Here is a 22772-nt window from a genome sequence, read left to right as displayed (position 1 = left end):
CATCAGGGCGCGGCCCGCGGTGGCGCCGCGCTGCCGGCCGCGCCGGGCCGGGTCAGGCTGCGCTCGATGGCGCGCACCGCTTCCAGGCGCTCGTTGAGCAGGTCGATGCGGCGCTGGTTGTCGCGCAGCTGCTGGCTCTGCCGGTCGATCATCTCCTCAAGCCGGCGCTGCTCGCCATAGCGGGCCAGGATCAGGCGGGCCAGCGGCTGCAGGCGGCGCGCCTCGTCGTTCTGCTGCGCGAGCAGGCGCTGCAGCAGCGCCTGCGCGCGCAGCGTGTCCTGCGGTGCGCGCGTCTGACCCAGCACCACCACCAGTTGCATGTCCTGGAACGGCGCGCGCCGCGCGTCCTGCAGATCGTTCAGGCGGGAGAGTTCCTGGGCCAGCTCGGCCGGCGCCATGGCGCGCACCCGGTCGGCGTAGGCGAGCAGGGCCACGTTGCCCTCGGGCGGCGGGGGCGTGGTGCTGGCGCCGGGGGCCTCGGTACGCGCCTCCTGCGCGGCGGCGCGGGCTTCCGATTCGGACTCCGACGGCGTGCAGATCGGCACCTGCACGGTGGGCTCGGGCACGGGTTGCGGAGCCGGGCGCGGCATGGGCGTGGTGCAGGCGGCCAGCAGCGCCGCGGCACCCAGGGCGACGGCGGACACCCGCCGGCGCAGAGGGAAACGTTCAGGGGACATGGGGTAATTCGATACGGAAATGAGCGCCGGCGCTGTCGGGCAGAAGCGCGATCGTGCCGCCGTGCGCTGCAATGTACTCCTGCACGATGGACAGGCCGATGCCGGTGCCGCGCGCGGCATCGCTGGGCTGGCGCTCGCCTCGGTAGAAGGGTTCGAAGATGCGTGCACGGTCGGCCTCGGCCACGCCGGGGCCCTGGTCCTGGACCTCGATCTGCACCTGGCTGCCCTGGAGCGCCAGGCGCAGCACGATGGTGCCGCGCCGGGGCGAGAAGCGTATCGCGTTGGACAGCAGGTTGCCCACCACCGTGGCGAGCTTGCCGGCATCGACCTGGGCCGATACCGGCGCACCCTCGATCCGCACCGACAGGGCCTGGGCCTGCCACTGCAGGCGCTGGGCATCGACCTGCTCCTCCAGCAGTTGCAGCAGGTCGACCTTCTGCCGCTGCAGCTGGCGCGCCTCGAACGCGGCCGCATTGAAGCGCAGCAGGGCTTCGATCTGCCCCTGGAGCACGACGGTGTTCTGCTGCAGGATGCGGGCCACTTCACGCTGGTTGTCGGTCAGCTCGCCGGCCACGCCGTCTTCGAGCAGGGCCACCCCTTCGCGCAGCGCGGCCAGGGGGGTCTTGAGTTCGTGCGAGACATGGCGCAGGAAGCGGGCCTTGTCCGCATCCAGCTCGGTCAGCCGCAGGCGCAGCCACTCGAGCTGCTGGCCGACGCGGCGCACGTCGGCAGGGCCGCGGATGTCGATCGGCTCGTCCAGCTGGTTCTCGCCCAGCCGCACGATCGCGCGCTCCAGCCGCATGAAGGGCCGTGCCAGCCACAGGCCGAAGCCCACCGCCAGCAGCACCGACAGGCCGATGGCGCCCATGACCATGCGCGTGAGCCGCTCGCGGCTCTCGTCCAGGCGCGCCGTGAGGATGCGGTTGCGCCCCTCGATCGCGCGCTGCACTTCCTGCGCCACGGCGCCATTGACCACCTCGAGTTCCCGGAACTCGGCCGCCATGGCGCGCTCCCGGTCGAGCGCGGTTTCCGGCGGGCCGGCGAACAGCCCGGTGATCGATGCCAGTTGATTGCGCCAGCGCGCGGCCAATTCCGGCGGAACGTCTCCAGGTTCGAGCTGCGCCAGCAGGTCCGCGCCCTCGCGCGCGGCCTCGTCGAAGCGCTTGCGCAGCATCGCGTCGTTGAGGATCAGCGACTGGCGTCCGGCACGCTCCATGGTGGAGCTGCGGTCGGCCAGGTTCTGCACCACCGCGTTGAGCTGCATGGCCCGCGCCGAGAAGCCCCGGCTCTGCGCCATCAGGCCGTCGAAGGTGAACACCGCCCGCAGCGAGATGCCGCCCAGCAGCGCCGCGATCAGCAGGAAGGCCACCAGCAGCAGTTGCTGGAAGGAGCCGCGCACCGGCGCGCGGCGCTGCGCGCGCGCGGCCGCGCCGGTGGAGGAGACACTGCTCATGCGGCGAGCGCCGCCTCGCCGCCGCGCACCGCGCCGCGCAGCGAGTGGCCCAGCGTCTCGGTGATGCTCACGTCCACCATCTGGCCGATCAGCCGCGCCGGGCCCTGGAAGTTCACCACCCGGTTGCATTCCGTGCGGCCCATGAGCTCAGGGGCCTCGGGCGTGGACTTGCGCGAGGGGCCTTCGACCAGCAGGCGCTGCACCGTGCCGACGCGGCTCTTGCTGATGGCGCGCACGTTGTCCTCGATCACGGCCTGCAGGTGCTGCAGGCGCCGGAGCTTGACCTCGTGCGGGGTGTCGTCGGCCAGGTTGGCCGCGGGCGTGCCGGGGCGCGGGCTGAAGACGAAGCTGAAGCTGGTGTCGTAGCCCACGTCGTGGATCAGCTTCATCATCTTCTGGAAGTCGTCCTCGGTCTCGCCGGGAAAGCCCACGATGAAGTCGCTGCTCAGGGCCAGACCGGGACGGATGGCGCGCAGCTTGCGGATGGTGCTCTTGTATTCCATGGCGGTGTAGCCGCGCTTCATGGCCATGAGGATGCGGTCGCTGCCGTGCTGCACCGGCAGGTGCAGGTGGCTCACCAGTTGCGGCACCTTGGCGTAGGCCTCGATCAGACGCTGCGTGAATTCGTTCGGGTGGCTGGTGGTGTAGCGGATGCGCTCGATGCCGGGGATTTCGGCCACGTACTCGATCAGCAGGGCAAAGTCGGCGATCTCTTTGGTGCCGCCCATGGGGCCGCGGTAGGCATTCACGTTCTGGCCCAGCAGCGTGACCTCGCGCACGCCCTGGTCGGCCAGGCCGGCGATCTCCACCAGCACGTCGTCGAACGGCCGGCTCACTTCCTCGCCCCGGGTGTAGGGCACCACGCAGTAGCTGCAATATTTGGAGCAGCCCTCCATGATGGAGACGAAGGCGCTCGGCCCCTCGACGCGGGCCGGCGGCAGGTGGTCAAACTTCTCGATCTCGGGAAAGCTGATGTCCACCTGCGGGCGGTTCTGCGATTCGCGCTGGCGCAGCAGTTCGGGCAGGCGGTGCAGGGTCTGCGGGCCGAACACCACGTCCACATAGGGCGCGCGCGCGATGATGGCCGCCCCTTCCTGGCTGGCGACGCAGCCGCCGACGCCGATCTTCACGCCGCGCGCCTTCAGGTGCTTGATGCGGCCCAGGTCGCTGAACACCTTCTCCTGCGCCTTCTCGCGCACCGAGCAGGTGTTGAACAGGATCAGGTCTGCTTCCTCCACGTCCTGCGTGGGCTCGTAGTCCTGGGCTGCGCCCAGCACGTCGGCCATCTTGTCCGAGTCGTACTCGTTCATCTGGCAGCCGAAGGTTTTGATGAAGACTTTCTTGCTCATGGGTCGTGCGGCCGGGGGCCGTGGATGTCGTGGCTGCGGCGGGCGCCAGCCGGTTGCGCCTGCGGCGGGAGGGCTTTCAGGAGCCGAAAATCGACTGGAACACCGAGCGCTGGCCGGGCGCCGGCAGGGCGGCCTCTTCTTCGGTCAGCAGCCAGACTTCGAGAATCTGGCCCAGGTTGTCGCGGCGGTAGTTGACCACCAGCTTCTGGCCCGCGAGCGTGCCCGACAGCACGCCGCTGCCCTGCGTGTTGCGGATGATGGCGCCCGGCGCCAGCCGGTCTTCGCGGCCGTTCATCAGCACGGCGGGCGGATAGGTCACGAGCAGCGTGCCGCGCAGCAGCGTTGGCGGAAATTTCCTGGGCTCGGCCTGGGCCGGGCCGGCCGCCACGGCCAGCAGCGCGAGCGGCAGTGCCGCCCATGCGAGGCGCCGCAAGGCATCCATCAGGAAAAGGGAAAAGCGCGGGCAGCGGTTCATGGTGTTCATCCAGAGGCTGAACCCGGCATTCTAGGGCGGGCCCGCGCGCGCAGCGCGATATCCCTGGAGCGGCTGGCAACGCAGTTGCAGCCGGGCCGGCTCCATCTTCTCCGCGTACCAGCCATCTCGCGCCGGGGATACCAGGGCCGAGAGCCCCTCCATCAGCAGCACGTCGTCGCCAGCCTTGGCGTTGCGGTAGCACTCCCCCAGGGCGGCCAGCGTGCGGCGCAGGCCGGCGGCCTGGGCGGCGTCTGTCTTCTGTGGTGAACGAGGTGAACAACCGAAGGCAAGCTGTTGTTCCTCGGCAGCGTACCGCCGGGCACCACCGAGCTGACGCTGGTGCTCAATGACGGCAGCGAGTCGGACAACTCGATCGGCCCGGGCCTGTCCATCAAGTTGCCGCTGGCGGTGGCGGGTGGCACCGGCACATGAGCGGCCGCTGCGCGGCCCTGCTGGCGCTGTCGCTCTTGCTGGCGCAGGCGGCCTGGGCCGAGCCCTATGCGGTGCGGCGCGTGGCCGGCAGCCTCAAGGATGTGCCGACCACCTTCGGGCCTGCTGCCCACGCGCCGTCCACCGAACTGCGGCCGGCCGGCGTGGGCGGCAGCCCGCGGTCCGCGCCGGCGACATCCAGCTTCCAGTCGGTGCAAGGCCCGGCCGCAGTGTTCCGCGAGGCCGAGATTCCGCCCGAGCGCCTGCAGCGCACGCGCGAACTCATCGCCAGCCTGCAGGCGCGCCAGACCGAGCAGCAGGCGATCGTGGTGAACCTGCCGGCCGACGTGCTCTTCGATTTCGACCGGGCCACGCTCGATCAGGCCGCCGAACTGCTGCGCAGCTATCCCGGCGCGCCGGTGCAGATCAATGGGCATACCGACGGGAAGGGCAGCGACAGCTACAACGACGCGCTCCCGCTGCGCCGGGCGCAGGCGGTGGCGCAGGCGCTCCAGCAGCGCGGCGGCGGCACGCTGGGCGGGCTTCGGCAAGCGCCGGCCGGTGGCGCCCAACGCGCAGCCGGATGGCCGCGACGACCCCGCGGGCCGGCAGCGCAACCGGCGGGTGGAGATCGTCATCGATCCCGCCGTGGTTGGCGGGAAGCGATGAAATGAAAGCACCCCCAGGCTACGCGCTTCGCGTCTTCGCCTTCCCCCTTGCAGGGGGCACATCCTGCGGCCCGGCAAAGCCGGTTCCGCGGATGTTTGCGGATGGCCTGCTCCGCGGCCTTTTGGTCCTTTGGGTTTTACACGCTGCGGGTGGCGCGCATTGCGGTGGAATGAAACTATCCCAGGCTGCGCGCTTCGCGTCTTCGCCTTCCCCCTCAAGGGGACACATCCGGCGGACCGGCGCAACCGGTTCCGCGGATGTCTGCACTTGGCCTGCTGCGCGGCCTGCGGTGCCTCTGCCGGTTTCATGCGCTACGGGTGACGCGTGAGCGCCATGGATAACTGACATGCTTTGCCAAGGAACATCGACATGGCCCTGATCCCCTGCCCGGAATGCGGCCGCCAGGTATCGACGCAGGCCGTGGCCTGTCCGGCCTGCGGCTGTCCAATCACCGGGCGTGGTCCGGCCCCTCAGCCCGGGGCCAATGCCGGCCTGCTGGGCAGGCTGGCCGCGCTGCTGGGCGCTTGGCTCATCGTGCCGCACGTGGCGCGGCTGATCGCCATCGTGGTGTTCTGCATCATGGCCGGCTTCATGTTCTATCTCCTCTTTGCCGGCGCGCGCTGAGGCCCGCCCGGCCCGGATGCGGCCCGGCGGCGTGCGGCCGATCAGTAGGTCTCCAGGTGCAGGCGGCCCTCGCGCTTGAGCGTGGCGCCCAGCGTTTCCCAGTGCAGGCCGGCGCCCTCGGCCACGTTGCGCAGGGCCAGCACCACGCCTTCTTCCATGCTCTTCAAGCCGCAGACGTAGATGTGCGTGTTGCCGTCGCGCAGCAGCGCGGCCAGGTCGGCGGCGCGCTCGTGCATCAGGTCCTGCACGTAGCGCCTGGGCATGCCCGGCGTGCGCGAGTAGGCCAGGTGGATGTCGATGAAGTCCTTGGGCAGGTTCTGCAGCGGGCCGAAGTAGGGCAGCTCCTGCTGGCTGCGCGCGCCGAAGAACAGCATCAGCTTGCCGCCCTCGAACTTGCCCGAGGCGCGCAGGCGCCGGCGCCATTCGGTCATGGCGCGCATCGGCGCGCTGCCGGTGCCGGTGCAGACCATGACGATGTGCGAGCGGGGGTGGTTGGGCATCAGGAACGAATGGCCGAAGGGGCCGATCACGCGCACCGTGTCGCCGACCCTGGCGTCGCACAGGTAGTTGGAGGCGATGCCGCGCACGGCGTGGCCCTGGTGGTCCTGCGTGACGCGCTTGACGGTGAGCGCCAGGTTGTTGTAGCCCGGGCGCTCGCCGTTGCGCGGGCTGGCGACCGAATACTGGCGCGCCACGTGCGGCTTGCCCAGCGCATCGCTGCCGGGCGGGATGACGCCGATCGACTGGCCTTCCAGCACCGGGAAGGGCATGCTGCCGAAGTCCAGCACGATGTGGTGGGTTTCGCTCTCGAAGCCGGCCTCGGTGCAGTTGTAGTTGCCGACCACGGTGGCGCTGACCGCGTTCTTCGGGCCGTACAGGTTGGTGAAGGCGCGCGCGGCCGACCAGGGCGGCACGGCGGCGCCCCATTCGGCGGAGCGCAACACGGGCTCGGCCGGCGGCGGCGCGGCGGCGGCAACGGGTTCCGCCACGCCCGGCGCGGCCGGCAGTGTTTCCTCAGGCAGGGGCGCCGGCAGCACGTCCCAGCCGAACTGCTCCTCGATGCTGTAGGCCTTGCCTGCCGGCACCCGGCGCCAGTTGTCGATGGAGCCGGTGGGGCAGGGCGATATGCAGGCCATGCAGCCATTGCAGACGTCGGCGCGCACCACGTAGTTGTTGTCGTCGTGCGTGATCGCGTTCACCGGGCAGGTGGCCTCGCAGGTGTTGCAGCGGATGCAGATCTCGGGGTCTATCAGGTGCTGGTTGAGGATGCCGTGTTCCTCCAGGACGGCTGCCATGAATGCTCCCGTGTCCTCAACCGAACCTGACGTACTCGAAGTCGATCGGCTGGCGGTTGATGCCCATGACCGGCGGCGCGATCCAGCCGGCGAACCTGCCCGGCTCGACCACGCGGCCCATCAGCGATGCCACGAAGGCGAAGTCCTCCGCGCCCGGCAGCCACTCGTCGCGCCGGGCGGCCCATTCCATGGCGTTGAGCACGCGGCCCTCGGGCGACATCTTGAGGCCGGCGAGCGCGCCGATTTGCCGGTTGAAGGCCTTGTGCGGCACGCTGAGGCGGGTGGGGATGCCGGCCTTCTCGATCACCTTGTTCCAGCGGTTCACGCCGGCGACGGAGTCCTTGATGAAGTCGTCGCGCAGCACCTCGTTGAGCGCGTTGAGCATGGGCACTTCCTTCTCGACCAGCTGGCCGTCCTGCACCTCCAGCACGCGGTAGGTCTGGCCCTTGAGCAGGTGGTCGTCCTCGCGCCTGCCTTCCTCGTAGCGGCCCTTCAGGCCCGAGCTGTAGAAGATGGCGGCATTGCTCGACTGGTCGGCGCCGAACAGGTCGATGGTCACGCTGTAGTGGAAGTTGAGGTAGCGCTGGATGGTGGCCAGGTCGATCGCGCCGGCGGCACGGACCTTCTGCGGGTCGTCGGTCTTGAGTTCGTTCATCACCTGGCAGGTGCGGGCGATGACGCGCGACACGCCGGACTCGCCCACGAACATGTGGTGCGCCTCCTCGGTCAGCATGAACTTGGTGGTGCGCGCCAGCGGGTCGAACGCGCTCTCGGACAGCGCGGCGAGCTGGAACTTGCCGTCGCGGTCGGTGAAGTAGGTGAACATGAAGAAGGCCAGCCAGTCGGGCGTCTTCTCGTTGAAAGCGCCGAGGATGCGCGGGTTGTCCTGGTCGCCCGAGGTGCGCTGCAGCAGCGCCTCGGCCTCCTCGCGGCCGTCGCGGCCGAAGTGCTTGTGCAGCAGGTAGACCATGGCCCACAGGTGGCGGCCTTCCTCCACGTTGACCTGGAACAGGTTGCGCAGGTCGTACATCGAAGGCGCGGTCAGGCCCAGGTGGCGCTGCTGCTCCACCGAGGCCGGCTCGGTGTCGCCCTGGGTGACGATGATGCGGCGCAGGTTGGCGCGGTGCTCGCCGGGCACGTCCTGCCAGGCGCGCTCGCCCAGGTGGTCGCCGAAGTGCACCTTGCGCTCGGGGTCGGCCGGGTTCAGGAAGATGCCCCAGCGGTAGTCGCGCATCTTCACGTGGCCGAACTGGGCCCAGCCCTGCGGATCGACGCTGACGGCGGTGCGCAGGTAGACCTCGTGGTCGGTGGAGCCCTCGGGGCCGACGTCGTCCCACCAGTGGAGGAAGTTGGGCTGCCACTGTTCGAGCGCGCGCTGCAGCGTGCGGTCCTCCGACAGGTTCACGTTGTTGGGGATCTTGTCGCTGTAGTTCATCGTCGAGGGCAGGGCGGACATGGCGGTCTCCTTGGGGGTTCGGGTCAAACGCGGTTCAGATCAAAGGCGGCCTTCTCGCCCTTGCCATAGACCTTGAGCGCGCCGTGCTCGCCCACGGCGTTGGGGCGGTTGAAGATCCAGTTCTGCCAGGCGCTGAGCCGGCCGAAGATGCGCGTGGCCATGTTCTCCTTGCCGGCGAAGCGCAGGTTGGCCTCCAGGCCGGTCAGCGCGTCGGGCGACATGGCCGCGCGCTCCTCGATGGCGATGCGGATCTCGTCGTCCCAGTCGATATCGTCCGGCGCGGCCGTGGCCAGGCCCAGCGCCACCGCCTCGTCGCCCGGCAGCGCGCGGCCAATGGCGGCGCGCGCGGCCTCCAGCGGCGCGCTTTCCTCGTAGAAGCGGCGCGCCAGGCGCGACTGCTCGGTCACCAGCGGCAGCAGGCCGAAGTTGACGTCGTCCAGCGTGATCGCCGGCGCGCGCTCGGGCGCATCGGGCAGCGCCAGGATGTAGGCGCGGTCGGCGGCAAAGGCCAGCTCGGCCAGCAGGCCGGCGAAGCAGGAGCCTTCGTCGATCAGCGCGAACAGGCTGCGCGAGGACACGTCCAGCCGCGCAAAGGTGCGCCGCAGCAGGCCGATGGTGGCGCGCACCAGCCAGTGGCCGCGCTGCCGCAGCAGCACCTGGTCCTGCGCCAGCACGGCGGCGGCGCTGCCCCGGGTCTTGAGCAGCCAGGTGCCGATGTCCAGCTCGTTGGTGCGCAGGTGCAGGATGGCGTCGTCCAGTTCGCGCGCCATGGCCAGCGGCCACCAGGCGGCGCCCGCGGCTTCGATGCCGGCGACGTCGCCCGGGCCGGCGTCGGCGGGTGCGTGCACGGTCAGCGTGGCGGTGCGCCTGGCGCGGTCGATCTCCACGCCGACATGGGCGTAGCGCAGGCTGTCGGCGCCTTCCGTGCGGTCGATGCGGGGCAGGGCGATGCCTGTGGCGTCGGCGGGCCGGTCGCTCCTGGCGGCCAGCGCGGCGGCGCGCTGCTGCACCGTCTGCGCGAACCTGGCCGGCTTGGCGATGGCATCGACCAGGCGCCAGTCCAGCGCGCGCTGGCCGCGCACGCCTTCCACGCTGGTGCAGAAGACGTCGGCCAGGTCGTGGCGCACGTGGCGCTTGTCGGTGACCCGGGTCAGGCCGCCGGTGCCCGGCAGCACGCCCAGCAGCGGCACCTCGGGCAGGCTGACCGCGCTGGAGCGGTCGTCCACCAGCAAGATCTCGTCGCAGGCCAGCGCCAGCTCGTAGCCGCCGCCGGCGCAGGCGCCGTTCACGGCGGCGAGGAACTTCAGCCCGTCGTGGCGGCTGGAGTCTTCCAGGCCGTTGCGCGTCTCGTTGGTGAACTTGCAGAAGTTCACCTTCCACGCGTGGGTCGAGAGGCCCAGCATGAAGATGTTGGCGCCCGAGCAGAAGATGCGCTCCTTGCCGCTGGTGATCACCACCACCTTCACCTGCGGATGCTCGAAGCGGATGCGGTTGACCGCGTCATGCAGTTCCACGTCCACGCCCAGGTCGTAGGAATTGAGCTTGAGCCTGTAGCCGGGCATGAGGCCGCCGTCCTCGGCGATGTCCATGGTGAGCGTGGCGGTGCTGCCCTCCACCGCGAGCCTCCAGTGCCGGTACTGGCCGGGCTCGGTGCGGTAGTCGATGCGCGCGGCCGCCCCGGGCGGCGCGGCCAGGTGTGCGGAAGAGGTCGGGGCATTCATGGCGGAACTCCTGGCGGCGTTATGCAAATTACTTCACGTCAATCGCTTTATGTGAAATATAGTGCACGAGTGCGGACCGGGTCCTGGGGGAAACCCTGGGGATGCGGTAAAGGAGTGCAAGCGCGTATCGCTGCGCCTTCCGGCATCAAGCGCTGTTTGCTATAAATATTATAGCTATAAGCCCAGGTACTACCTGGGCTTCAGGCCTGAAAGGCTTGAAAAACCGGTCTCAGACCGCCCAGTCGGGCAAACCCACCGCGTTGCGCACCGCACTGCGCAGGCCGGTAAAGGCTTCTTCGAGCGAATGGCCGCTGGTGCGGTACTGCAGGTCGGCCTTGCCGTAGAACGCGGCGCGGCCGGCCAGGATGCGCTTCAGGTCATCCATGGCTTCCTTGCTGCCGGACATAGGGCGGAAGTCGCCCTGCGCCACCACGCGCTTCATGTGATCCTCGGGCTCGGCCTGCAGCCACACGGTGTAGCAGTGCGACAGCAGCAGATTGAAGGTGGCGGCGTCCGACACCAGCCCGCCGGGCGTGGCGATCACCGCCTCGGGGTAGATCTGCACCGTCTCCTCGAGCGCGCGGCGCTCGTAGCGGCGGTAGGCGTTGGTGCCGTAGAGCGAGTGGATCTCGACGATGCTGCAGCCGGCGACCTTCTCGATCTCGCGGCTCAGCTCGATGAAGGGGTAGTCCAGGTCCTCGGCCAGCATGCGGCCCAGCGTGGACTTGCCCGCGCCGCGCAGCCCCACCAGCGCGATGCGCGACAGCCGCGCCCGGCCATCGCCGCCCGAGCCGAACAGCTCGGCCAGGCGCAGCCGCGCGCGGTGCAGGTCGGCGTCGCTGCGGCCGTCCAGCAGCTCGCGGATCAGCAGCCATTCGGGCGAGCTGGTGGTGGCGTCGCCCAGGATCTCGGCCAGCGAGCATTGCAGCGCCTGCGCCACCTGCTGCAGCACCAGGATGGAGGCGTTGCCGGTGCCCAGTTCCAGGTTGGCGAAGTGCCGCTCCGAGATGCCGGCGGCCTGCGCCATGGCCTTGCGCGTCAGGCCGCGCCGCGCCCGCAGGTTGCGGATGCGCTCGCCCAGCGCCACCAGAAAGGGCGGCTTGCCCGGGTCCGGCGCGGGCTCAGCCATGGCGCGCTCCCGGTGCCGGCGGGCACTCCCCGTATTTACCCCAGTCGTGCTGTATTTTTGTTGACACTGGAAAGTCCCGCGCCGTATCGTCCGGCCATGCATGCAAAATAGTGCATGAAAATTCTAACAGGTGCCCCGACGGCGCCACCACCCGATGAAGGCGGAGACGATGAAAGCGCCATTCGATTCATGCGTGCCGACGATAACCCAGGCCGTCGCCGGCGGACCGCGGGACGGCCCGAAGACGCTGCGCGAACCGCACGTGGCGCGCCTCCGAAGCCAGCCATGAGCGACATCGCTCCGCCCCCCGCCGTCTTCAATTTCGCCGGCCACCTGCTGGCGCTCAACGCCGCGCGCGGCGCCAAGGCCGCCTACATCGACGAGCACGGCACGCTCGGCTATGGCCAGCTCGACGAGCGCGTGCGCCGCATGGCCGCCGCGCTGCGCGCCCTGGGCCTGCAGCGCGAGGACCGCGTGCTGCTGCTGATGCACGACTGCTGCGACTGGCCGGTGGCCTTCCTCGGCGCGCTGCACGCGGGCGTGCTGCCGGTGGCCGTCAACACCCTGCTCGGCGCAGCCGACTACGCCTACATGCTGACCGACAGCCGCGCCCGCGCCGCGCTGGTGTCCGATGCGCTGCTGCCGGTGCTGCGCCAGGCCATGGCGCTGCAACCCCATGAGCTGCGCCACCTGCTGGTCTCGCGCCCGGCCGGCGCGCTGCCCGAAGGCGCGCAGGCGCTCGATGCGCTGCTGGCCGCGCACGCGCCGGCGGCCGATGCCGCGCGCACCCTGGCCGACGAGCCCGCCTTCTGGCTCTATTCCTCGGGCTCCACCGGCCGGCCCAAGGGTACGGTGCACACGCACGGCAACCTGTACTGGACGGTGGAGCTGTACGCCAAGCCGGTGCTGGGCCTGCACGAGGGCGACACGGTGTTTTCGGCCGCCAAGCTGTTCTTTGCCTACGGCCTGGGCAATGCGCTGAGCTTTCCGCTGTCGGTCGGCGCCACCACGGTGCTGATGGCGGGCCGGCCCACGCCCGAGGCCTGCTTCGAGCGCCTGACGCGGCTGCGGCCCACGGTGTTCTGCGGCGCGCCCACCGGCTATGCCGGCATGCTGGCCTCGCCCGCGCTGCCGGCGCGCGACGCGGTGGCGCTGCGCATGTGCTCCTCCGCTGGCGAGGCGCTGCCGCGCGAGATCGGCGAGCGCTTCACCGCGCACTTCGGCTGCGAAATCATCGACGGCATCGGCTCCACCGAGATGCTGCACATCTTCCTGTCCAACCGGCCGGGCGACGTGCACTACGGCACCACCGGCCGCCCGGTCGAGGGCTATGAGCTGGAGCTGCGCGGCGAGGACGGCCGGCCGGTGGCCGACGGCGAGATCGGCGACCTCTACATCCGCGGGCCCAGCGCCGCGCTGATGTACTGGAACAACCGCGAGAAGTCTCGCGAGACCTTCCAGGGCGCCTGGACCAAGAGCGGCGACAAGTACCAGCGCAACGCCAACGGCACCTACACCTACGCCGGCCGCAGCGACGACATGCTGAGAGTCAGCGGCCAGTACGTCTCGCCCTTCGAGGTCGAAGGCACGCTGGTGCAGCACCCGGCGGTGCTGGAGGCCGCGGTGATCGGCGTGGAGGACGCCCAGGGCCTGGCCAGGACCAAGGCCTTCGTCGTGCTCAAGGCCGGCCATGGGGCCGGCGAGGCGATGGAGGCCGAGCTCAAGGCCTTCGTCAAGACGCGCCTGGCGCCGCAAAAGTACCCGCGCCAAATCGCCTTCGTGGACGAGCTGCCCAAGACCGCGACCGGCAAGATCCAGCGCTTTCGCCTGCGCGAGCAGGAGCGCGGGCGGATCGCGGCGGCCGGGGCCATTGCCGCGGCCAGCCGCTCGGGAGCGAGCGTATGACGGCGCCGCAGTTCGTCCAGGTCCGCTGGGACGGCCGCGATACCCGCATCGAGTACCAGCATCTGGCCCCCGGGCGGCGTGGGCGGCCGCTGCTGGTCTTCCTGCATGAGGGCCTGGGCTCGATCACCATGTGGAAGGACTTCCCCGCGCAACTGTGTGACGCGGCCGGCTGCCGCGGCCTGATGCTGTCGCGCTGGGGCTACGGCCAGTCCAGTCCGCGCCCGCACCACGAGCGCTGGCCGGTCGATTTCATGCACCGGCAGGCGCATGCGTTCCTGCCCGCCTTCTTCGCCGCCATCGGCCACGACACGGCGGCCGACCGGCCCTGGTTCTATGGCCACAGCGACGGCGGCTCGATCGCGCTGCTGCACGCGGCGGCGTTCCCGGACCGGGTGGCCGGCATCGTGGTGGCGGCGCCGCACATCGGGGTGGAGGACGTCTCCATCCGCAGCATCGAGCAGGCGCGCGACGGCTACGTCACCACCGACCTGCGCAGCAAGCTCGCGCGCTACCACGCCGACCCCGACTCGGCCTTCTGGGGCTGGAACGACGTCTGGCTGGACCCGGCCTTCCGCGCGTGGAACATCGAGGCGGCGCTGCCCGCCATCGCCTGCCCGGTGCTGGCGGTGCAGGGCCGCGAGGACGAATACGGTACCCTGTGGCAGATACAAGGCATTGCCGCGGCGGTGCGGCAGACCGAGCTGCTGGTGCTGGAGGATTGCGGCCACTCGCCGCACCGCGACCAGCCCGCCGCGCTGAAGGCGGCGGTCGCGGGCTTCCTGCGCCGCCACGTGGGTTTTCCCGGGGTTCTCACCACAAGCACATGAAGGAGACAAGCATGCATTCCACTCCCCTGCGTTCCCTCACGCTCGCCTGCGCCGCCGCGGCGGCCCTGTTCACCGCCGGCGCCCAGGCCCAGGCGCCGGGGCCGGTCAAGGTCGGCCTGATGCTGCCCTACACCGGCACCTTCGCCGCCCTGGGCGTGGCCATCGAGAACGGCTTCCGGCTCTACGTCGAGGAGAACGGCGGCAAGCTCGCCGGCCGCTCGGTCGAGTACTTCAAGGTGGACGACGAGTCCGACCCGGCCAAGGCCCCGGAAAACGCCAACAAGCTGGTCAAGCGCGACCAGGTCGACGTGCTGGTGGGCACCGTGCACTCGGGCGTGGCCATGGGCATGGCCAAGGTGGCCAAGGACAACAATGCGCTGCTGATCGTGCCCAACGCCGGCGCCGACGCGGTCACCGGCCCGCTGTGCGCGCCCAACATCTTCCGCAGCTCGTTCAGCAACTGGCAGCCGGCCTATGCCATGGGGCTGGTCGCGGCCGAGCAGCTCAAGCACAAGACGGCGGTCACGCTCGCCTGGAAGTACGCCGCCGGCGACGAGTCGGTCAAGGCCTTCAAGGAAGGCTTCGAGGGCAAGGGCGGCAAGGTGCTCAAGGAACTGAACCTGCCCTTCCCCAACGTCGAGTTCCAGGCGCTGCTGACCGAGATCGCGGCGCTGAAGCCGGACGCGGTCTACGTCTTCTTCGCCGGCGGCGGCGCGGTCAAGTTCGTGAAGGACTACGCCGCCGCGGGCCTGAAGGAGAAGATCCCGCTGTACGGCGCGGGCTTCCTCACCGACGGCACGCTGGAGGCGCAGGGCGACGCCGCCAGCGGCCTGCTCACCACGCTGCACTACGCGGACGACCTGAAGGTGCCCAAGGACCAGAGCTTCCGCACCGCCTATGCCAAGGCCTACAAGCTGCAGCCCGACGTGTATGCGGTGCAGGGCTATGACGCGGCGCAACTGCTGGCCGCGGGCCTGAAGGCCGCGGGCGGCGACATCTCCAAGCGCGACGCGGTGGTCAAGGGCATGGAGCAGGCCCGCATCGACAGCCCGCGCGGCCCCTTCACCATGTCCAGGGCGCACAACCCGGTGCAGGACATCTACCTGCGCAAGGTGGTGGGCAAGAGCAACCAACTGGTGAGCGTGGCGGCCAGGAGCCTGGACGACCCGGCGCGCGGCTGCCGCATGTGAGGCGCATCGGCTCGCGTGTTCTTTTGCTATTTTATTAATAGCATATGGCCAAGGTGATACCTGGGCTGCAGCCCTTTTTGACCTGAAAAATGGCTTTACAAGCCGCCGCGCCATGGACCTGACGACCTTTCTCATCCAATGCCTCAACAGCGTGCAGTACGGGCTGCTGCTGTTCCTGGTGGCCAGCGGGCTGACGCTGATCTTCGGGATCATGGGCGTCATCAACCTGGCGCACGGCAGCTTCTACATGATCGGGGCCTACATGGCCTTCACGCTCAGCAGCCTGGTCGGCAACTTCGCGCTGGCGCTGCTGCTGGGCGTGGTGCTGGCGGTGGTGCTGGGCTACCTGCTGGAGTGGTGCTTCTTCAGCTTCCTGTACGAGCGTGAGCACCTGTCGCAGGTGCTCATGACCTACGGCCTGATCCTGGTGTTCGAGGAACTGCGCAGCATCCTGGTCGGCGACGACGTGCACGGCGTGGCGGTGCCGGCCTGGCTCGACGGCAGCATCGCCATCGGCAACGGCATGGCCTACCCGGTGTACCGGCTCTTCATGTCGGCGGTCTGCCTGGCGGTGGCCGCGGGCATGTACGCGCTGATCCGCCACACCCGGCTGGGCATGATGGTGCGCGCGGGTTCGACCAACCGCGAGATGGTGCAGTCGCTGGGCATCGACATCGCGCTGCTCTACCGCGTGGTGTTCGCCGTGGGCATGGCGCTGGCCGTGCTCGCCGGCATGATCGCCGCGCCCGTGGCGTCGGTCTATCCGGGCATGGGCAGCTCGGTGCTGATCGTCTGCTTCGTGGTGGTGGTGATCGGCGGCATCGGTTCGGTCAAGGGCGCGCTGGTGGCGGCGCTGCTGATCGGCTTCGTCGACACCTTCGGCAAGGTGCTGTGGCAGCAGGCGGCCGGCGTGCTGGTCTACGTGCTGATGGCCGCGATCCTGCTCTGCAAGCCGCAGGGCCTGTTCCGCCAGGGAACCTAGCGATGCGCAAGCTCGTTCCGATCGCCGTCTGGGCCTGGCTCGCGGCCTTCGCACTGCTGGCGCTGCTGCCGGTGCTGCCGGCACCCATCGGCTCGGCCTTCCACCAGGAGCTGGGCGCCAAGGTGCTGATCATGGCGATCTTCGCGCTGAGCCTGCAACTGCTGGTGGGCTACACCGGGCTGGTCAGCCTGGGCCATGCGGCCTTCTTCGGTTTCGCGGCCTACACCGTGGCGCTGCTGGCGCCGCAGTCGCAGGCCGGCAACGGCTGGTGGCTGCTGGCGGCCTCGGTCGGCGCTGCGGCGCTGCTGGCCTTCGTCATCGGCCTGCTGGTGATGCGCACGCGCGGCATCTACTTCATCATGGTCACGCTCGCCTTCGCGCAGATGGTCTACTTCGTGTTCCACGACACCGACCTGGGCGGCGGCAGCGACGGCACCTACCTCTACATCAAGCCGGAATTCACGCTGTTCGGCCACCGCCTGCTGGACCTGGAGCAGACCGCGCACTTCTACTGGTTCGCGCTGCTGCTCATGGCCGCCACCGTGGGCCTGCTGGCGCTGGTGCTGCGCGCGCGGCTCGGCCATGCGCTGGTGGGCATCCGCCACAACGAGCAGCGCATGCGCGCGGCCGGCTGCAACACCACGGCCTACAAGCTGGCCAGCTTCACGCTGGCCGGCGCGCTGTCGGGCGTGGCGGGCTTCCTCTACGCGGTGCAGCACGGCTACGTCAACCCCGAGATCCTGGGCTGGCACCAGTCGGGCAATGCGCTGCTGATGGTGATCCTGGGCGGCATCGGCAGCCTGCCGGGGGCGGTGCTGGGCGCGCTGTCCTTCGTGCTGCTGGCCGAGTGGTTCCAGGGCATGACCAAGCACTGGCAACTGCTGATGGGCGGCTTCATCATCATCGCCGTGGCCGTGCTGCCGCAGGGCATCGCGGGCGGCTTCGCGTGGCTGCGCGGTCGCTGGCAGGCCCGGCCGGCGGCTCTTCCCGCCGCGCGGGAGCGCACATCGTGAGCGCCGCCCCGTTTGCGCTGCGCGCCGCGGGCGTCACCCGCCGCTTCGGCGCCCTGGCCGCCGTGCGCGACGTGTCGCTGGACCTGCGGCGCGGCGAGATCCACGCGCTGATCGGCACCAACGGCGCCGGCAAGTCCACCCTGGTCAACCTGCTGTCGGGCGAGATCGCGCTGAGCGCCGGCAGCGTGCAGCTCGAGGGCGCCGACGTGACCGACTGGTCGCAGCCGCGCCGCGCCCGCGCCGGCCTGGGCCGCAGCTACCAGCGCAACAACATCTTCCTGCCGCTGTCGGTGCGCGAGAACTGCCGCCTGGCCGCGCAGATGCAGGCGCAGCAGGCGTGGAAACTCTGGCAGCCCGCCGCGCGCTGCCGCTTCAGCACCGAGCGCGCCGACCAGGCGCTGGAGCGCGCCGGCCTGGCCGCGCTGGCCGGCCGCGTGGCCGCCAACCTGTCGCACGGGCAGAAGCGCCAGCTGGAGGTGGCCATGTGCTTGGCCACCGCGCCCACGGTGCTGCTGCTGGACGAGCCGCTGGCCGGCATGGGGCCGGAGGAGTCGGCGCGCATGCTCGAGCTGCTGCGCAGCCTGCGCGCCGGGCATGCGCTGCTGCTGGTGGAACATGACATGGAAGCGGTGTTCGCCGTGGCCGACCGCATCACGGTGATGGTCGATGGCGGCGTCATCGCCTCGGGCGCGCCCGAAGCGGTGCGTGCCGACGCCCAGGTGCAGGCGGCCTATCTCGGGGGCCATGCATGAGCAGCCTGATCGAAGCGCGCGATCTCCACGCCTGGTACGGCAGCAGCCACATCCTGCATGGCATCGACTTCTCGCTGCACTGCGGCGAGACGCTCGGGCTGCTGGGCAAGAACGGCATGGGCAAGTCGACCCTGATCCGCACCTTGCTGGGCCACGTGCGGCAGCGCAGCGGCGCCATCACGGTGCAGGGCCGGGACCTCTCGCGCGGCAGGCCGCACGAGGCGGCCCGGCTCGGCATCGCCTACGTGCCCGAAGGCCGCGGCATCTTCCCCAACCTCACCGTGCGCGAGAACCTGCTGATGGCCGCGCGCCCCGGCCGCGATGGCCGGCGCGCCTGGACCTGGGAGCGCATCCTGGCCACCTTCCCGCGCCTGACCGAGCGCCTGGGCCATCTCGGCGGCCAGTTGTCGGGCGGCGAGCAGCAGATGCTCTCCATCGGCCGCGCCCTCATGACCAACCCCGAGGCCATCGTGCTCGACGAGGCCACCGAGGGCCTGGCGCCGCTGATCGTGGACGAGATCTGGCGCGTGATCGCCCAGATCCGCGCCACCGGCCTGGCCACACTCGTGGTGGACCGCGACTACCGCCGCGTCGCCGCGCAGTCCGACCGGCTGCTGGTGCTGCAGAAGGGCCGCGCGGTGCTCAGCGGCGATGCCGGCGCCCTGCGCGATGCGCCGGAGCTGCGCCACTTTCTCGGGCTCTAGGGCGTCGGCAGGCGGTAACGGGATGCGTCTGCGCCAGCGCGCGAAAATGGCGGCATGACATGCCGGGCGCACTCCCGGAAAGGGACTCCATGCCGATCTCGGATACAGAACTTGCCGCGCTAGGCAGGCATTTGCGCGCGCGGCGCGAGGAAATCCTCAAGGCCTGGCGCGGCGCGGTGCACCAAGACCCGGTCCTGACCACGGGCGCCTCGCTGCCCCGGGCACAGCTCAACGACCACATCCCCGCCCTGCTGGCCTCGTTCGAGGCCCGGCTCGACCCGCCGCCCGGCGGGCCCTCGGCCATGCCGCGTGCGGCGGAGGAGGGGCAGCAGGCGGCCGCGCATGGCCTGCACCGCTGGCAGCAGGGCTACGACCTGCTGGAGGTGTCGCGCGAACTGGGGCGCCTCAACGAAAGCATGGTGGCCGAGCTCGACGACTACCAGCGCCTGCATCCCGAGGTGAGCCACGAGGTGATGGCCGCCGCGCGCGGCGACTGGGCCGCGCTCTGCAGCGTGGGCATCGGCGAAAGCACGGCGCAGTTCTTCCGCCTGCAGCAACTGGAGGCCGCCGGCCACATGGCCGACCTGCAGCTTGCCATGGACCGGGTGCGGGAGCTGGAGAAGCAGCGCGGCGAGCTGTGGCACCAGGTGGCGCACGACCTGCGCGGCAACCTGGGCGTGGTGGCCAACGTCACGGCGGGACTCAACCGGCCGGCCATCCCGGATCCGGTGCGCAGCAACTTCGTGCGCATCCTGGACCGCAACGTGGCCGCGCTGCGCCATCTGCTGGACGACGTGATGCAACTGGCCCGCCTGCAGGCCGGCAAGGAGCGGCGGTACGCGTTGGATACCGACGTCGGCACGCTGCTGCGCGAGTTCTGCGAAGACCTGCAGCCCTATGCGGAGCAGCAGGCGCTGTACCTGCGCTTCGACGGCCCGGTGCCGCTGCGGGTGCAGGCCGACGCCACCAAGACGCGCCGGCTGGCGCAGAACCTGGTGCTCAACGCCATCAAGTACACCCGGCGCGGTGGCGTCACCGTGCGCTGGAGCGACAGTGCCGAGGACGACAGCAGGCGCTGGATGCTCTGCGTGCAGGACACCGGGCCCGGCCTGCAGGCGGGAAACGACGCATCGCTGGCCGGAGCGCTCGAAGAGGCGACCGAGCTGTCGCGCAAATCCGATGACGCGGCCCGCAAGGGGCAGACGCCCCACGCAGAGCCCGATCCCGTGGCCCGCCCGGAACGGGACCTGACGCGCCATGAGCCGGGCGAGGGGATCGGCCTGTCCATCGTCAAGCGGCTGGCGGAACTGCTCGACGCCAGCGTGGAAGTCGAATCCGATCCTGCGAAGGGAACCGTCTTCCGGGTGCTGCTGCCCAAGCAGTACCCTGAACCCTAGGACTTGCCCGAGCCCGGCCAGCGGAGCCTGCCCTCCGCACGCTGACGGCTGCCCAGCAGGTAGTCCCAGAAGGCGCTGGTCACGCCAAAGTGGCCGGCGGGGCCGTTGGGCGTGTGGTGCAGGGCGTGCCAGATCCGGCGCTTGCGGAGCCAGGCACTGTCGCTGCGCCAGTGGTGGATGGCATGGTGGGTGATCGTGTAGCCGAGGTAGCCGATCAGCATGCCGCAGGTCACGGCGCTGGCGCGCCACAGATCGCTCAGCAGCAGCGCGGGCAGGAACACCAGCAGGACGATCAGCGAGCCGCTGAGCACCGTGGGCGTGCAGATGAGCGCGGTCGGCCGGCGGTGGTGCTCGGCATGCCAGGTGCTGAAAGGCGGCAGCCCATGCAGTACGAACCTGTGCAGCCCGTACTCCACGAGGGTCCAGCCTGCCAGCCCCGCCATGGCCAGGGCGGCAAGCTCCAGCCGCAGGGCATGGGGAGCCTCGAAGATGAGGTAAAGCGAGAGCGCGGTGGAGGCGCCTGCATAAAGTGCGAAGTCTGCACGGTACGCGGACTTGCTGTGCTCCAGCGTGAAGAGAGGCATGCGTTTCCTTGACTCGACTGGCTACCGATCCACGGCCGGACCCAGTCACGGTTTGCGAGCAAAACTAGCGGCGGCCTACTGTCCCGTCTGTGCGCTACCGCACGGACGACATGTGTCCGCGCTCCGGTCCTACGCCGCATTCAGGGAGCGCGCAGCCGCGGCCTGCCGGCCTGCCCGAGGCCCCTGCGGGCGGGGGGGCAGCAGCCTGTCGTATTCCTTTCGGAGCACACAGTAGCACTCGCAGGCATGGCGCTGCAGCCGCTCGCGGTCGATGAGGGCGATGTGCCCGCGGTGGTAGCGGATGAGGCCGAGCTCCTGCAGGCGGCCGGCGGCCTGCGTGACGCCTTCGCGGCGCACGCCCAGCATGCTGGCGATCAGCTCCTGCGTCATGGTGATCTCCGTGGAGGACTGGCAATCCATGCGCTGCAGCAGCCAGCGGCACAACTGCTGCTCCAGGGAATGGTGGCGGTTGCACACGGCTATCTGCGCCATGTGCGTGAGCAGGGCCTGGGCGTAGCGCAGCAGCAATGCCTGCGCCGGGCCGGCCTGATGGAAGGCGTCGAGCAGCAGACGGGACCGCAGCCGAAAGCCATGGCCCGCGCCCTGCACCACGGCACGGCTGGGAGTCGATTCACCCCCCAGGTACAGCGCAACGCCCAGCATGCCTTCGCGCCCGACCACGGCGGTTTCGGCCGAGGCGCCGTCCTCCATCACGCAGAGCAGGGACACTGCCGACGTCACCGGAAAGTACGCGTGAGCCAGCCTGGCGCCGGGCTCGCAGAGCACCGTGCCCAGCGGCATGTCCACCGCCTCCAGGTGCGGCAGCCAGCGGGCCAACTCGGCTTCGGGGAGCGCACCGAGCAGGCGGTTCTGACGCGGGTCGGAGGTGGGGGCCATGTGCGTCTCCAGGTCGGCGGATCGGATCGGTGCGACAGCGCACAGACAGGCGTCCCGCATGGGCGCACCGTGTTTGGAAAGGAGTATCGCCATGCACCCTATCACTTTATGGATCCAGGCCCCATGAACCCCATCACCGGAACACGGACGCCGCCCGATCCGCCGTCGCCACAGGACGCGCGGGCCGTCGCAGCTCCCAGCGAAGAACCCGTATCCGCCCATCCTTGCGCGCTGTTCCATGAGGATTCCGGGACCGTGCGGTTGTGGGTGCGCGTCGATGGCCAACTGGTGGGCGCGAGCATCGGCAGGGAAGCCCTGCATTACCACTACCGCCCCGAAGCGCAGGGCGAAGACCCGCTGGAGACCTACCGCGCCCAGGCAGCGGACATCGAAGCCGCCGTGCACCGCCGCATGGCCGGCGGCTCGCGCCCGCCGGTGATGCTGCGGGAGTTCGACCTGCGCGCCGTGGGCTGATCGCCCGGAACACGATGGCCAGGCCCAGACGCAAGAAAGCCCGCGTGCAGCGGGCTTCGGGAAGATGGTCGTGGGCTCTTACGCGGCCCACGTTACGGCACATTCACATGCGGGAGCTACCTGTTGTTTTTCTCGTCGTGGTAGTTCATGTTCGACGTGCCGCCGTGAGATTCGGCTTTGCCTGCGCAGGCAACCGAAATACTTATTTTGGATTTGCGTTTCGGTAACCACGCATTATAGCACGGGATTCCGGGATGGATGAGGCCGAGCCATCACCTGGTCCCCTCGACAGGAATCGAACCTGATGAGGGCGGAAATAGGCCGAAAACAACTGATATTCATACAGTTCTATGGCCAAAAAGACCGTCTAAGGCAAAGCTGAACAAGCGGTCGATTTCAGCGAGGCGCGGTCGCGTTGATCGGGAACTCCGAGATGGGAAGGCCGCAGCGGCTCGATTGCGAGCCGGATTGCGACCATTTCTGGCCCACGCCCGCGCATGGCCGGTGTTGCGGGCGCACTCATGCCATGAGGCGCTGGCGCGCCAGGTAGATGTTGGCCAGGCCCAGGGCGACGAACGAGCGTGTGGCGTTCTTGGCCAAGCCGCGGTAGCGCACCTTGGTGAAGCCCCATAGCCGCTTGACCACCGCGAAGACGTGCTCCACGCGGGCGCGCACCCTGGACTTGTTGCGATTCTTCGAGCGCTCGGCTTCGTCGATCTCGCCGCCTTTGCGCACGCGCTGGTTCGTGAAGTCGCGCGCCTGGGGCGCCT

At 69.8% G+C, this 22772-nt stretch carries 23 protein-coding genes; 12 read left to right on the top strand and 11 right to left on the bottom strand.

Annotation, left to right across the window (positions count from 1 at the left end):
* Positions 1 to 2: 2 nt before the first annotated feature.
* The 4 genes from JHD63_RS08015 to JHD63_RS08000 all read right to left on the bottom strand — a co-directional run bounded on the left by JHD63_RS08015 (position 3) and on the right by JHD63_RS08000 (position 3954).
* The gene (locus tag JHD63_RS08015) at positions 3 to 677 is read right to left on the bottom strand and encodes a hypothetical protein (protein WP_198970225.1); all 675 of its coding nucleotides are present in this window, start codon (positions 675 to 677) and stop codon (positions 3 to 5) included.
* A complete protein-coding gene (locus JHD63_RS08010) occupies positions 667 to 2130 on the bottom strand; it encodes a sensor histidine kinase (protein WP_198970224.1) in 1464 nt (487 codons plus the stop codon). Before JHD63_RS08010 ends, JHD63_RS08015 begins: the two co-directional genes overlap by 11 nt.
* Positions 2127 to 3479, bottom strand: a complete 1353-nt coding sequence (miaB, locus tag JHD63_RS08005; RefSeq protein ID WP_198970223.1) for a tRNA (N6-isopentenyl adenosine(37)-C2)-methylthiotransferase MiaB — start codon at positions 3477 to 3479, stop codon at positions 2127 to 2129. Before miaB ends, JHD63_RS08010 begins: the two co-directional genes overlap by 4 nt.
* A 76-nt stretch (positions 3480 to 3555) precedes the next feature.
* A complete protein-coding gene (locus tag JHD63_RS08000; protein WP_233167793.1) occupies positions 3556 to 3954 on the bottom strand; it encodes a hypothetical protein in 399 nt (132 codons plus the stop codon).
* Positions 3955 to 4248: 294 nt separating this feature from the next.
* On the opposite strand from JHD63_RS08000, the gene JHD63_RS07995 reads away from it, so the two are divergent.
* The 3 genes from JHD63_RS07995 (at position 4249) to JHD63_RS07985 (ending at position 5676) form a co-directional block, all read left to right on the top strand.
* A complete protein-coding gene (locus JHD63_RS07995; protein ID WP_198970222.1) occupies positions 4249 to 4386 on the top strand; it encodes a hypothetical protein in 138 nt (45 codons plus the stop codon).
* Complete coding sequence (locus JHD63_RS07990) at positions 4383 to 5057, top strand: OmpA family protein (RefSeq protein ID WP_198970221.1); 675 nt, start codon at positions 4383 to 4385, stop codon at positions 5055 to 5057. The genes JHD63_RS07995 and JHD63_RS07990 overlap by 4 nt, the downstream gene beginning before the upstream one ends.
* A gap of 364 nt (positions 5058 to 5421) precedes the next feature.
* On the top strand, positions 5422 to 5676 hold the full coding sequence (locus tag JHD63_RS07985; RefSeq protein ID WP_198970220.1) for a zinc ribbon domain-containing protein: 255 nt from the start codon (positions 5422 to 5424) through the stop codon (positions 5674 to 5676).
* Between the two features lie 41 nt (positions 5677 to 5717).
* On the opposite strand, the gene boxA is transcribed toward JHD63_RS07985, so the two are convergent.
* The 4 genes from boxA to JHD63_RS07965 form a co-directional block, all read right to left on the bottom strand.
* Complete coding sequence (boxA, locus tag JHD63_RS07980) at positions 5718 to 6971, bottom strand: benzoyl-CoA 2,3-epoxidase subunit BoxA (RefSeq protein WP_198970219.1); 1254 nt, start codon at positions 6969 to 6971, stop codon at positions 5718 to 5720.
* A gap of 16 nt (positions 6972 to 6987) precedes the next feature.
* Positions 6988 to 8427 (bottom strand): benzoyl-CoA 2,3-epoxidase subunit BoxB, encoded by a 1440-nt coding sequence (gene boxB, locus JHD63_RS07975; protein ID WP_198970218.1) that lies wholly within the window; start codon positions 8425 to 8427, stop codon positions 6988 to 6990.
* A 23-nt stretch (positions 8428 to 8450) separates the two neighbouring features.
* Entirely contained in the window at positions 8451 to 10148 is a 1698-nt protein-coding gene (gene boxC, locus JHD63_RS07970; RefSeq protein ID WP_198970217.1) for a 2,3-epoxybenzoyl-CoA dihydrolase, read from the bottom strand.
* A gap of 229 nt (positions 10149 to 10377) precedes the next feature.
* Complete coding sequence (locus JHD63_RS07965) at positions 10378 to 11379, bottom strand: helix-turn-helix transcriptional regulator (protein ID WP_198970216.1); 1002 nt, start codon at positions 11377 to 11379, stop codon at positions 10378 to 10380.
* A 183-nt stretch (positions 11380 to 11562) separates the two neighbouring features.
* Here JHD63_RS07965 and JHD63_RS07960 point away from each other — a divergent pair, with 183 nt between their 5' ends.
* The 8 genes from JHD63_RS07960 (at position 11563) to JHD63_RS07925 (ending at position 20047) form a co-directional block, all read left to right on the top strand.
* Positions 11563 to 13182, top strand: coding sequence for a benzoate-CoA ligase family protein (locus JHD63_RS07960; RefSeq protein WP_198970215.1), 1620 nt, complete (start codon positions 11563 to 11565; stop codon positions 13180 to 13182).
* Positions 13179 to 14009 carry an alpha/beta fold hydrolase gene (locus JHD63_RS07955; protein ID WP_198970214.1) on the top strand — a complete coding sequence of 277 codons (831 nt, stop codon included), beginning with the start codon at positions 13179 to 13181 and terminating at the stop codon, positions 14007 to 14009. The genes JHD63_RS07960 and JHD63_RS07955 overlap by 4 nt, the downstream gene beginning before the upstream one ends.
* Positions 14010 to 14020: 11 nt before the next feature.
* Positions 14021 to 15199 carry an ABC transporter substrate-binding protein gene (locus JHD63_RS07950; protein WP_198970213.1) on the top strand — a complete coding sequence of 393 codons (1179 nt, stop codon included), beginning with the start codon at positions 14021 to 14023 and terminating at the stop codon, positions 15197 to 15199.
* A 112-nt stretch (positions 15200 to 15311) separates the two neighbouring features.
* Positions 15312 to 16181 (top strand): branched-chain amino acid ABC transporter permease, encoded by an 870-nt coding sequence (locus tag JHD63_RS07945; protein ID WP_198970212.1) that lies wholly within the window; start codon positions 15312 to 15314, stop codon positions 16179 to 16181.
* Positions 16182 to 16183: 2 nt separating this feature from the next.
* Positions 16184 to 17194 carry a branched-chain amino acid ABC transporter permease gene (locus JHD63_RS07940; RefSeq protein ID WP_198970211.1) on the top strand — a complete coding sequence of 337 codons (1011 nt, stop codon included), beginning with the start codon at positions 16184 to 16186 and terminating at the stop codon, positions 17192 to 17194.
* Positions 17188 to 17946 (top strand): ABC transporter ATP-binding protein, encoded by a 759-nt coding sequence (locus tag JHD63_RS07935; RefSeq protein WP_198970241.1) that lies wholly within the window; start codon positions 17188 to 17190, stop codon positions 17944 to 17946. Before JHD63_RS07940 ends, JHD63_RS07935 begins: the two co-directional genes overlap by 7 nt.
* Positions 17943 to 18650: an ABC transporter ATP-binding protein gene (locus JHD63_RS07930; RefSeq protein ID WP_198970210.1), complete on the top strand. Its 708-nt coding sequence runs from the start codon at positions 17943 to 17945 to the stop codon at positions 18648 to 18650. The genes JHD63_RS07935 and JHD63_RS07930 overlap by 4 nt, the downstream gene beginning before the upstream one ends.
* 89 nt (positions 18651 to 18739) lie before the next feature.
* Positions 18740 to 20047, top strand: coding sequence for a sensor histidine kinase (locus tag JHD63_RS07925; protein WP_198970209.1), 1308 nt, complete (start codon positions 18740 to 18742; stop codon positions 20045 to 20047).
* Here JHD63_RS07925 and JHD63_RS07920 read toward each other — a convergent pair.
* Positions 20044 to 20631 (bottom strand): sterol desaturase family protein, encoded by a 588-nt coding sequence (locus tag JHD63_RS07920; RefSeq protein ID WP_198970208.1) that lies wholly within the window; start codon positions 20629 to 20631, stop codon positions 20044 to 20046. The genes JHD63_RS07925 and JHD63_RS07920 overlap by 4 nt on opposite strands.
* A 129-nt stretch (positions 20632 to 20760) precedes the next feature.
* A complete protein-coding gene (locus JHD63_RS07915; protein WP_198970207.1) occupies positions 20761 to 21528 on the bottom strand; it encodes a Crp/Fnr family transcriptional regulator in 768 nt (255 codons plus the stop codon).
* A 123-nt stretch (positions 21529 to 21651) separates the two neighbouring features.
* Between JHD63_RS07915 and JHD63_RS07910 the strand changes: the two genes are divergently transcribed.
* Positions 21652 to 22002: a DUF1488 family protein gene (locus JHD63_RS07910; RefSeq protein WP_198970206.1), complete on the top strand. Its 351-nt coding sequence runs from the start codon at positions 21652 to 21654 to the stop codon at positions 22000 to 22002.
* A 519-nt stretch (positions 22003 to 22521) separates the two neighbouring features.
* Here JHD63_RS07910 and JHD63_RS07905 read toward each other — a convergent pair.
* Positions 22522 to 22772, bottom strand: a 251-nt coding sequence (locus tag JHD63_RS07905) for a transposase (RefSeq protein ID WP_198970205.1), incomplete at its 5' end; no start/stop codon positions are given.

This window comes from Xylophilus sp. ASV27, from assembly GCF_016428875.1.
GTDB lineage: Bacteria > Pseudomonadota > Gammaproteobacteria > Burkholderiales > Burkholderiaceae_C > Xylophilus.
The sequence above is the reverse complement of the archived record's forward strand: the minus strand, read 5'-3'. Positions and strand labels throughout refer to the sequence as shown.

Bases quoted from the DNA above. Each gene is read 5' to 3' on its own strand.
- JHD63_RS08015 (WP_198970225.1), bottom strand. From the start codon at position 677: ATGTCCCCTGAACGTTTCCCTCTGCGCCGGCGGGTGTCCGCCGTCGCC.
- JHD63_RS08010 (WP_198970224.1), bottom strand. From the start codon at position 2,130: ATGAGCAGTGTCTCCTCCACCGGCGCGGCCGCGCGCGCGCAGCGCCGC.
- miaB (WP_198970223.1), bottom strand. From the start codon at position 3,479: ATGAGCAAGAAAGTCTTCATCAAAACCTTCGGCTGCCAGATGAACGAG.
- JHD63_RS08000 (WP_233167793.1), bottom strand. From the start codon at position 3,954: ATGAACCGCTGCCCGCGCTTTTCCCTTTTCCTGATGGATGCCTTGCGG.
- JHD63_RS07990 (WP_198970221.1), top strand. From the start codon at position 4,383: ATGAGCGGCCGCTGCGCGGCCCTGCTGGCGCTGTCGCTCTTGCTGGCG.
- JHD63_RS07985 (WP_198970220.1), top strand. From the start codon at position 5,422: ATGGCCCTGATCCCCTGCCCGGAATGCGGCCGCCAGGTATCGACGCAG.
- boxA (WP_198970219.1), bottom strand. From the start codon at position 6,971: ATGGCAGCCGTCCTGGAGGAACACGGCATCCTCAACCAGCACCTGATA.
- boxB (WP_198970218.1), bottom strand. From the start codon at position 8,427: ATGTCCGCCCTGCCCTCGACGATGAACTACAGCGACAAGATCCCCAAC.
- boxC (WP_198970217.1), bottom strand. From the start codon at position 10,148: ATGAATGCCCCGACCTCTTCCGCACACCTGGCCGCGCCGCCCGGGGCG.
- JHD63_RS07965 (WP_198970216.1), bottom strand. From the start codon at position 11,379: ATGCATGGCCGGACGATACGGCGCGGGACTTTCCAGTGTCAACAAAAA.
- JHD63_RS07960 (WP_198970215.1), top strand. From the start codon at position 11,563: ATGAGCGACATCGCTCCGCCCCCCGCCGTCTTCAATTTCGCCGGCCAC.
- JHD63_RS07955 (WP_198970214.1), top strand. From the start codon at position 13,179: ATGACGGCGCCGCAGTTCGTCCAGGTCCGCTGGGACGGCCGCGATACC.
- JHD63_RS07950 (WP_198970213.1), top strand. From the start codon at position 14,021: ATGCATTCCACTCCCCTGCGTTCCCTCACGCTCGCCTGCGCCGCCGCG.
- JHD63_RS07945 (WP_198970212.1), top strand. From the start codon at position 15,312: ATGGACCTGACGACCTTTCTCATCCAATGCCTCAACAGCGTGCAGTAC.
- JHD63_RS07940 (WP_198970211.1), top strand. From the start codon at position 16,184: ATGCGCAAGCTCGTTCCGATCGCCGTCTGGGCCTGGCTCGCGGCCTTC.
- JHD63_RS07930 (WP_198970210.1), top strand. From the start codon at position 17,943: ATGAGCAGCCTGATCGAAGCGCGCGATCTCCACGCCTGGTACGGCAGC.
- JHD63_RS07925 (WP_198970209.1), top strand. From the start codon at position 18,740: ATGCCGATCTCGGATACAGAACTTGCCGCGCTAGGCAGGCATTTGCGC.
- JHD63_RS07920 (WP_198970208.1), bottom strand. From the start codon at position 20,631: ATGCCTCTCTTCACGCTGGAGCACAGCAAGTCCGCGTACCGTGCAGAC.
- JHD63_RS07915 (WP_198970207.1), bottom strand. From the start codon at position 21,528: ATGGCCCCCACCTCCGACCCGCGTCAGAACCGCCTGCTCGGTGCGCTC.
- JHD63_RS07910 (WP_198970206.1), top strand. From the start codon at position 21,652: ATGAACCCCATCACCGGAACACGGACGCCGCCCGATCCGCCGTCGCCA.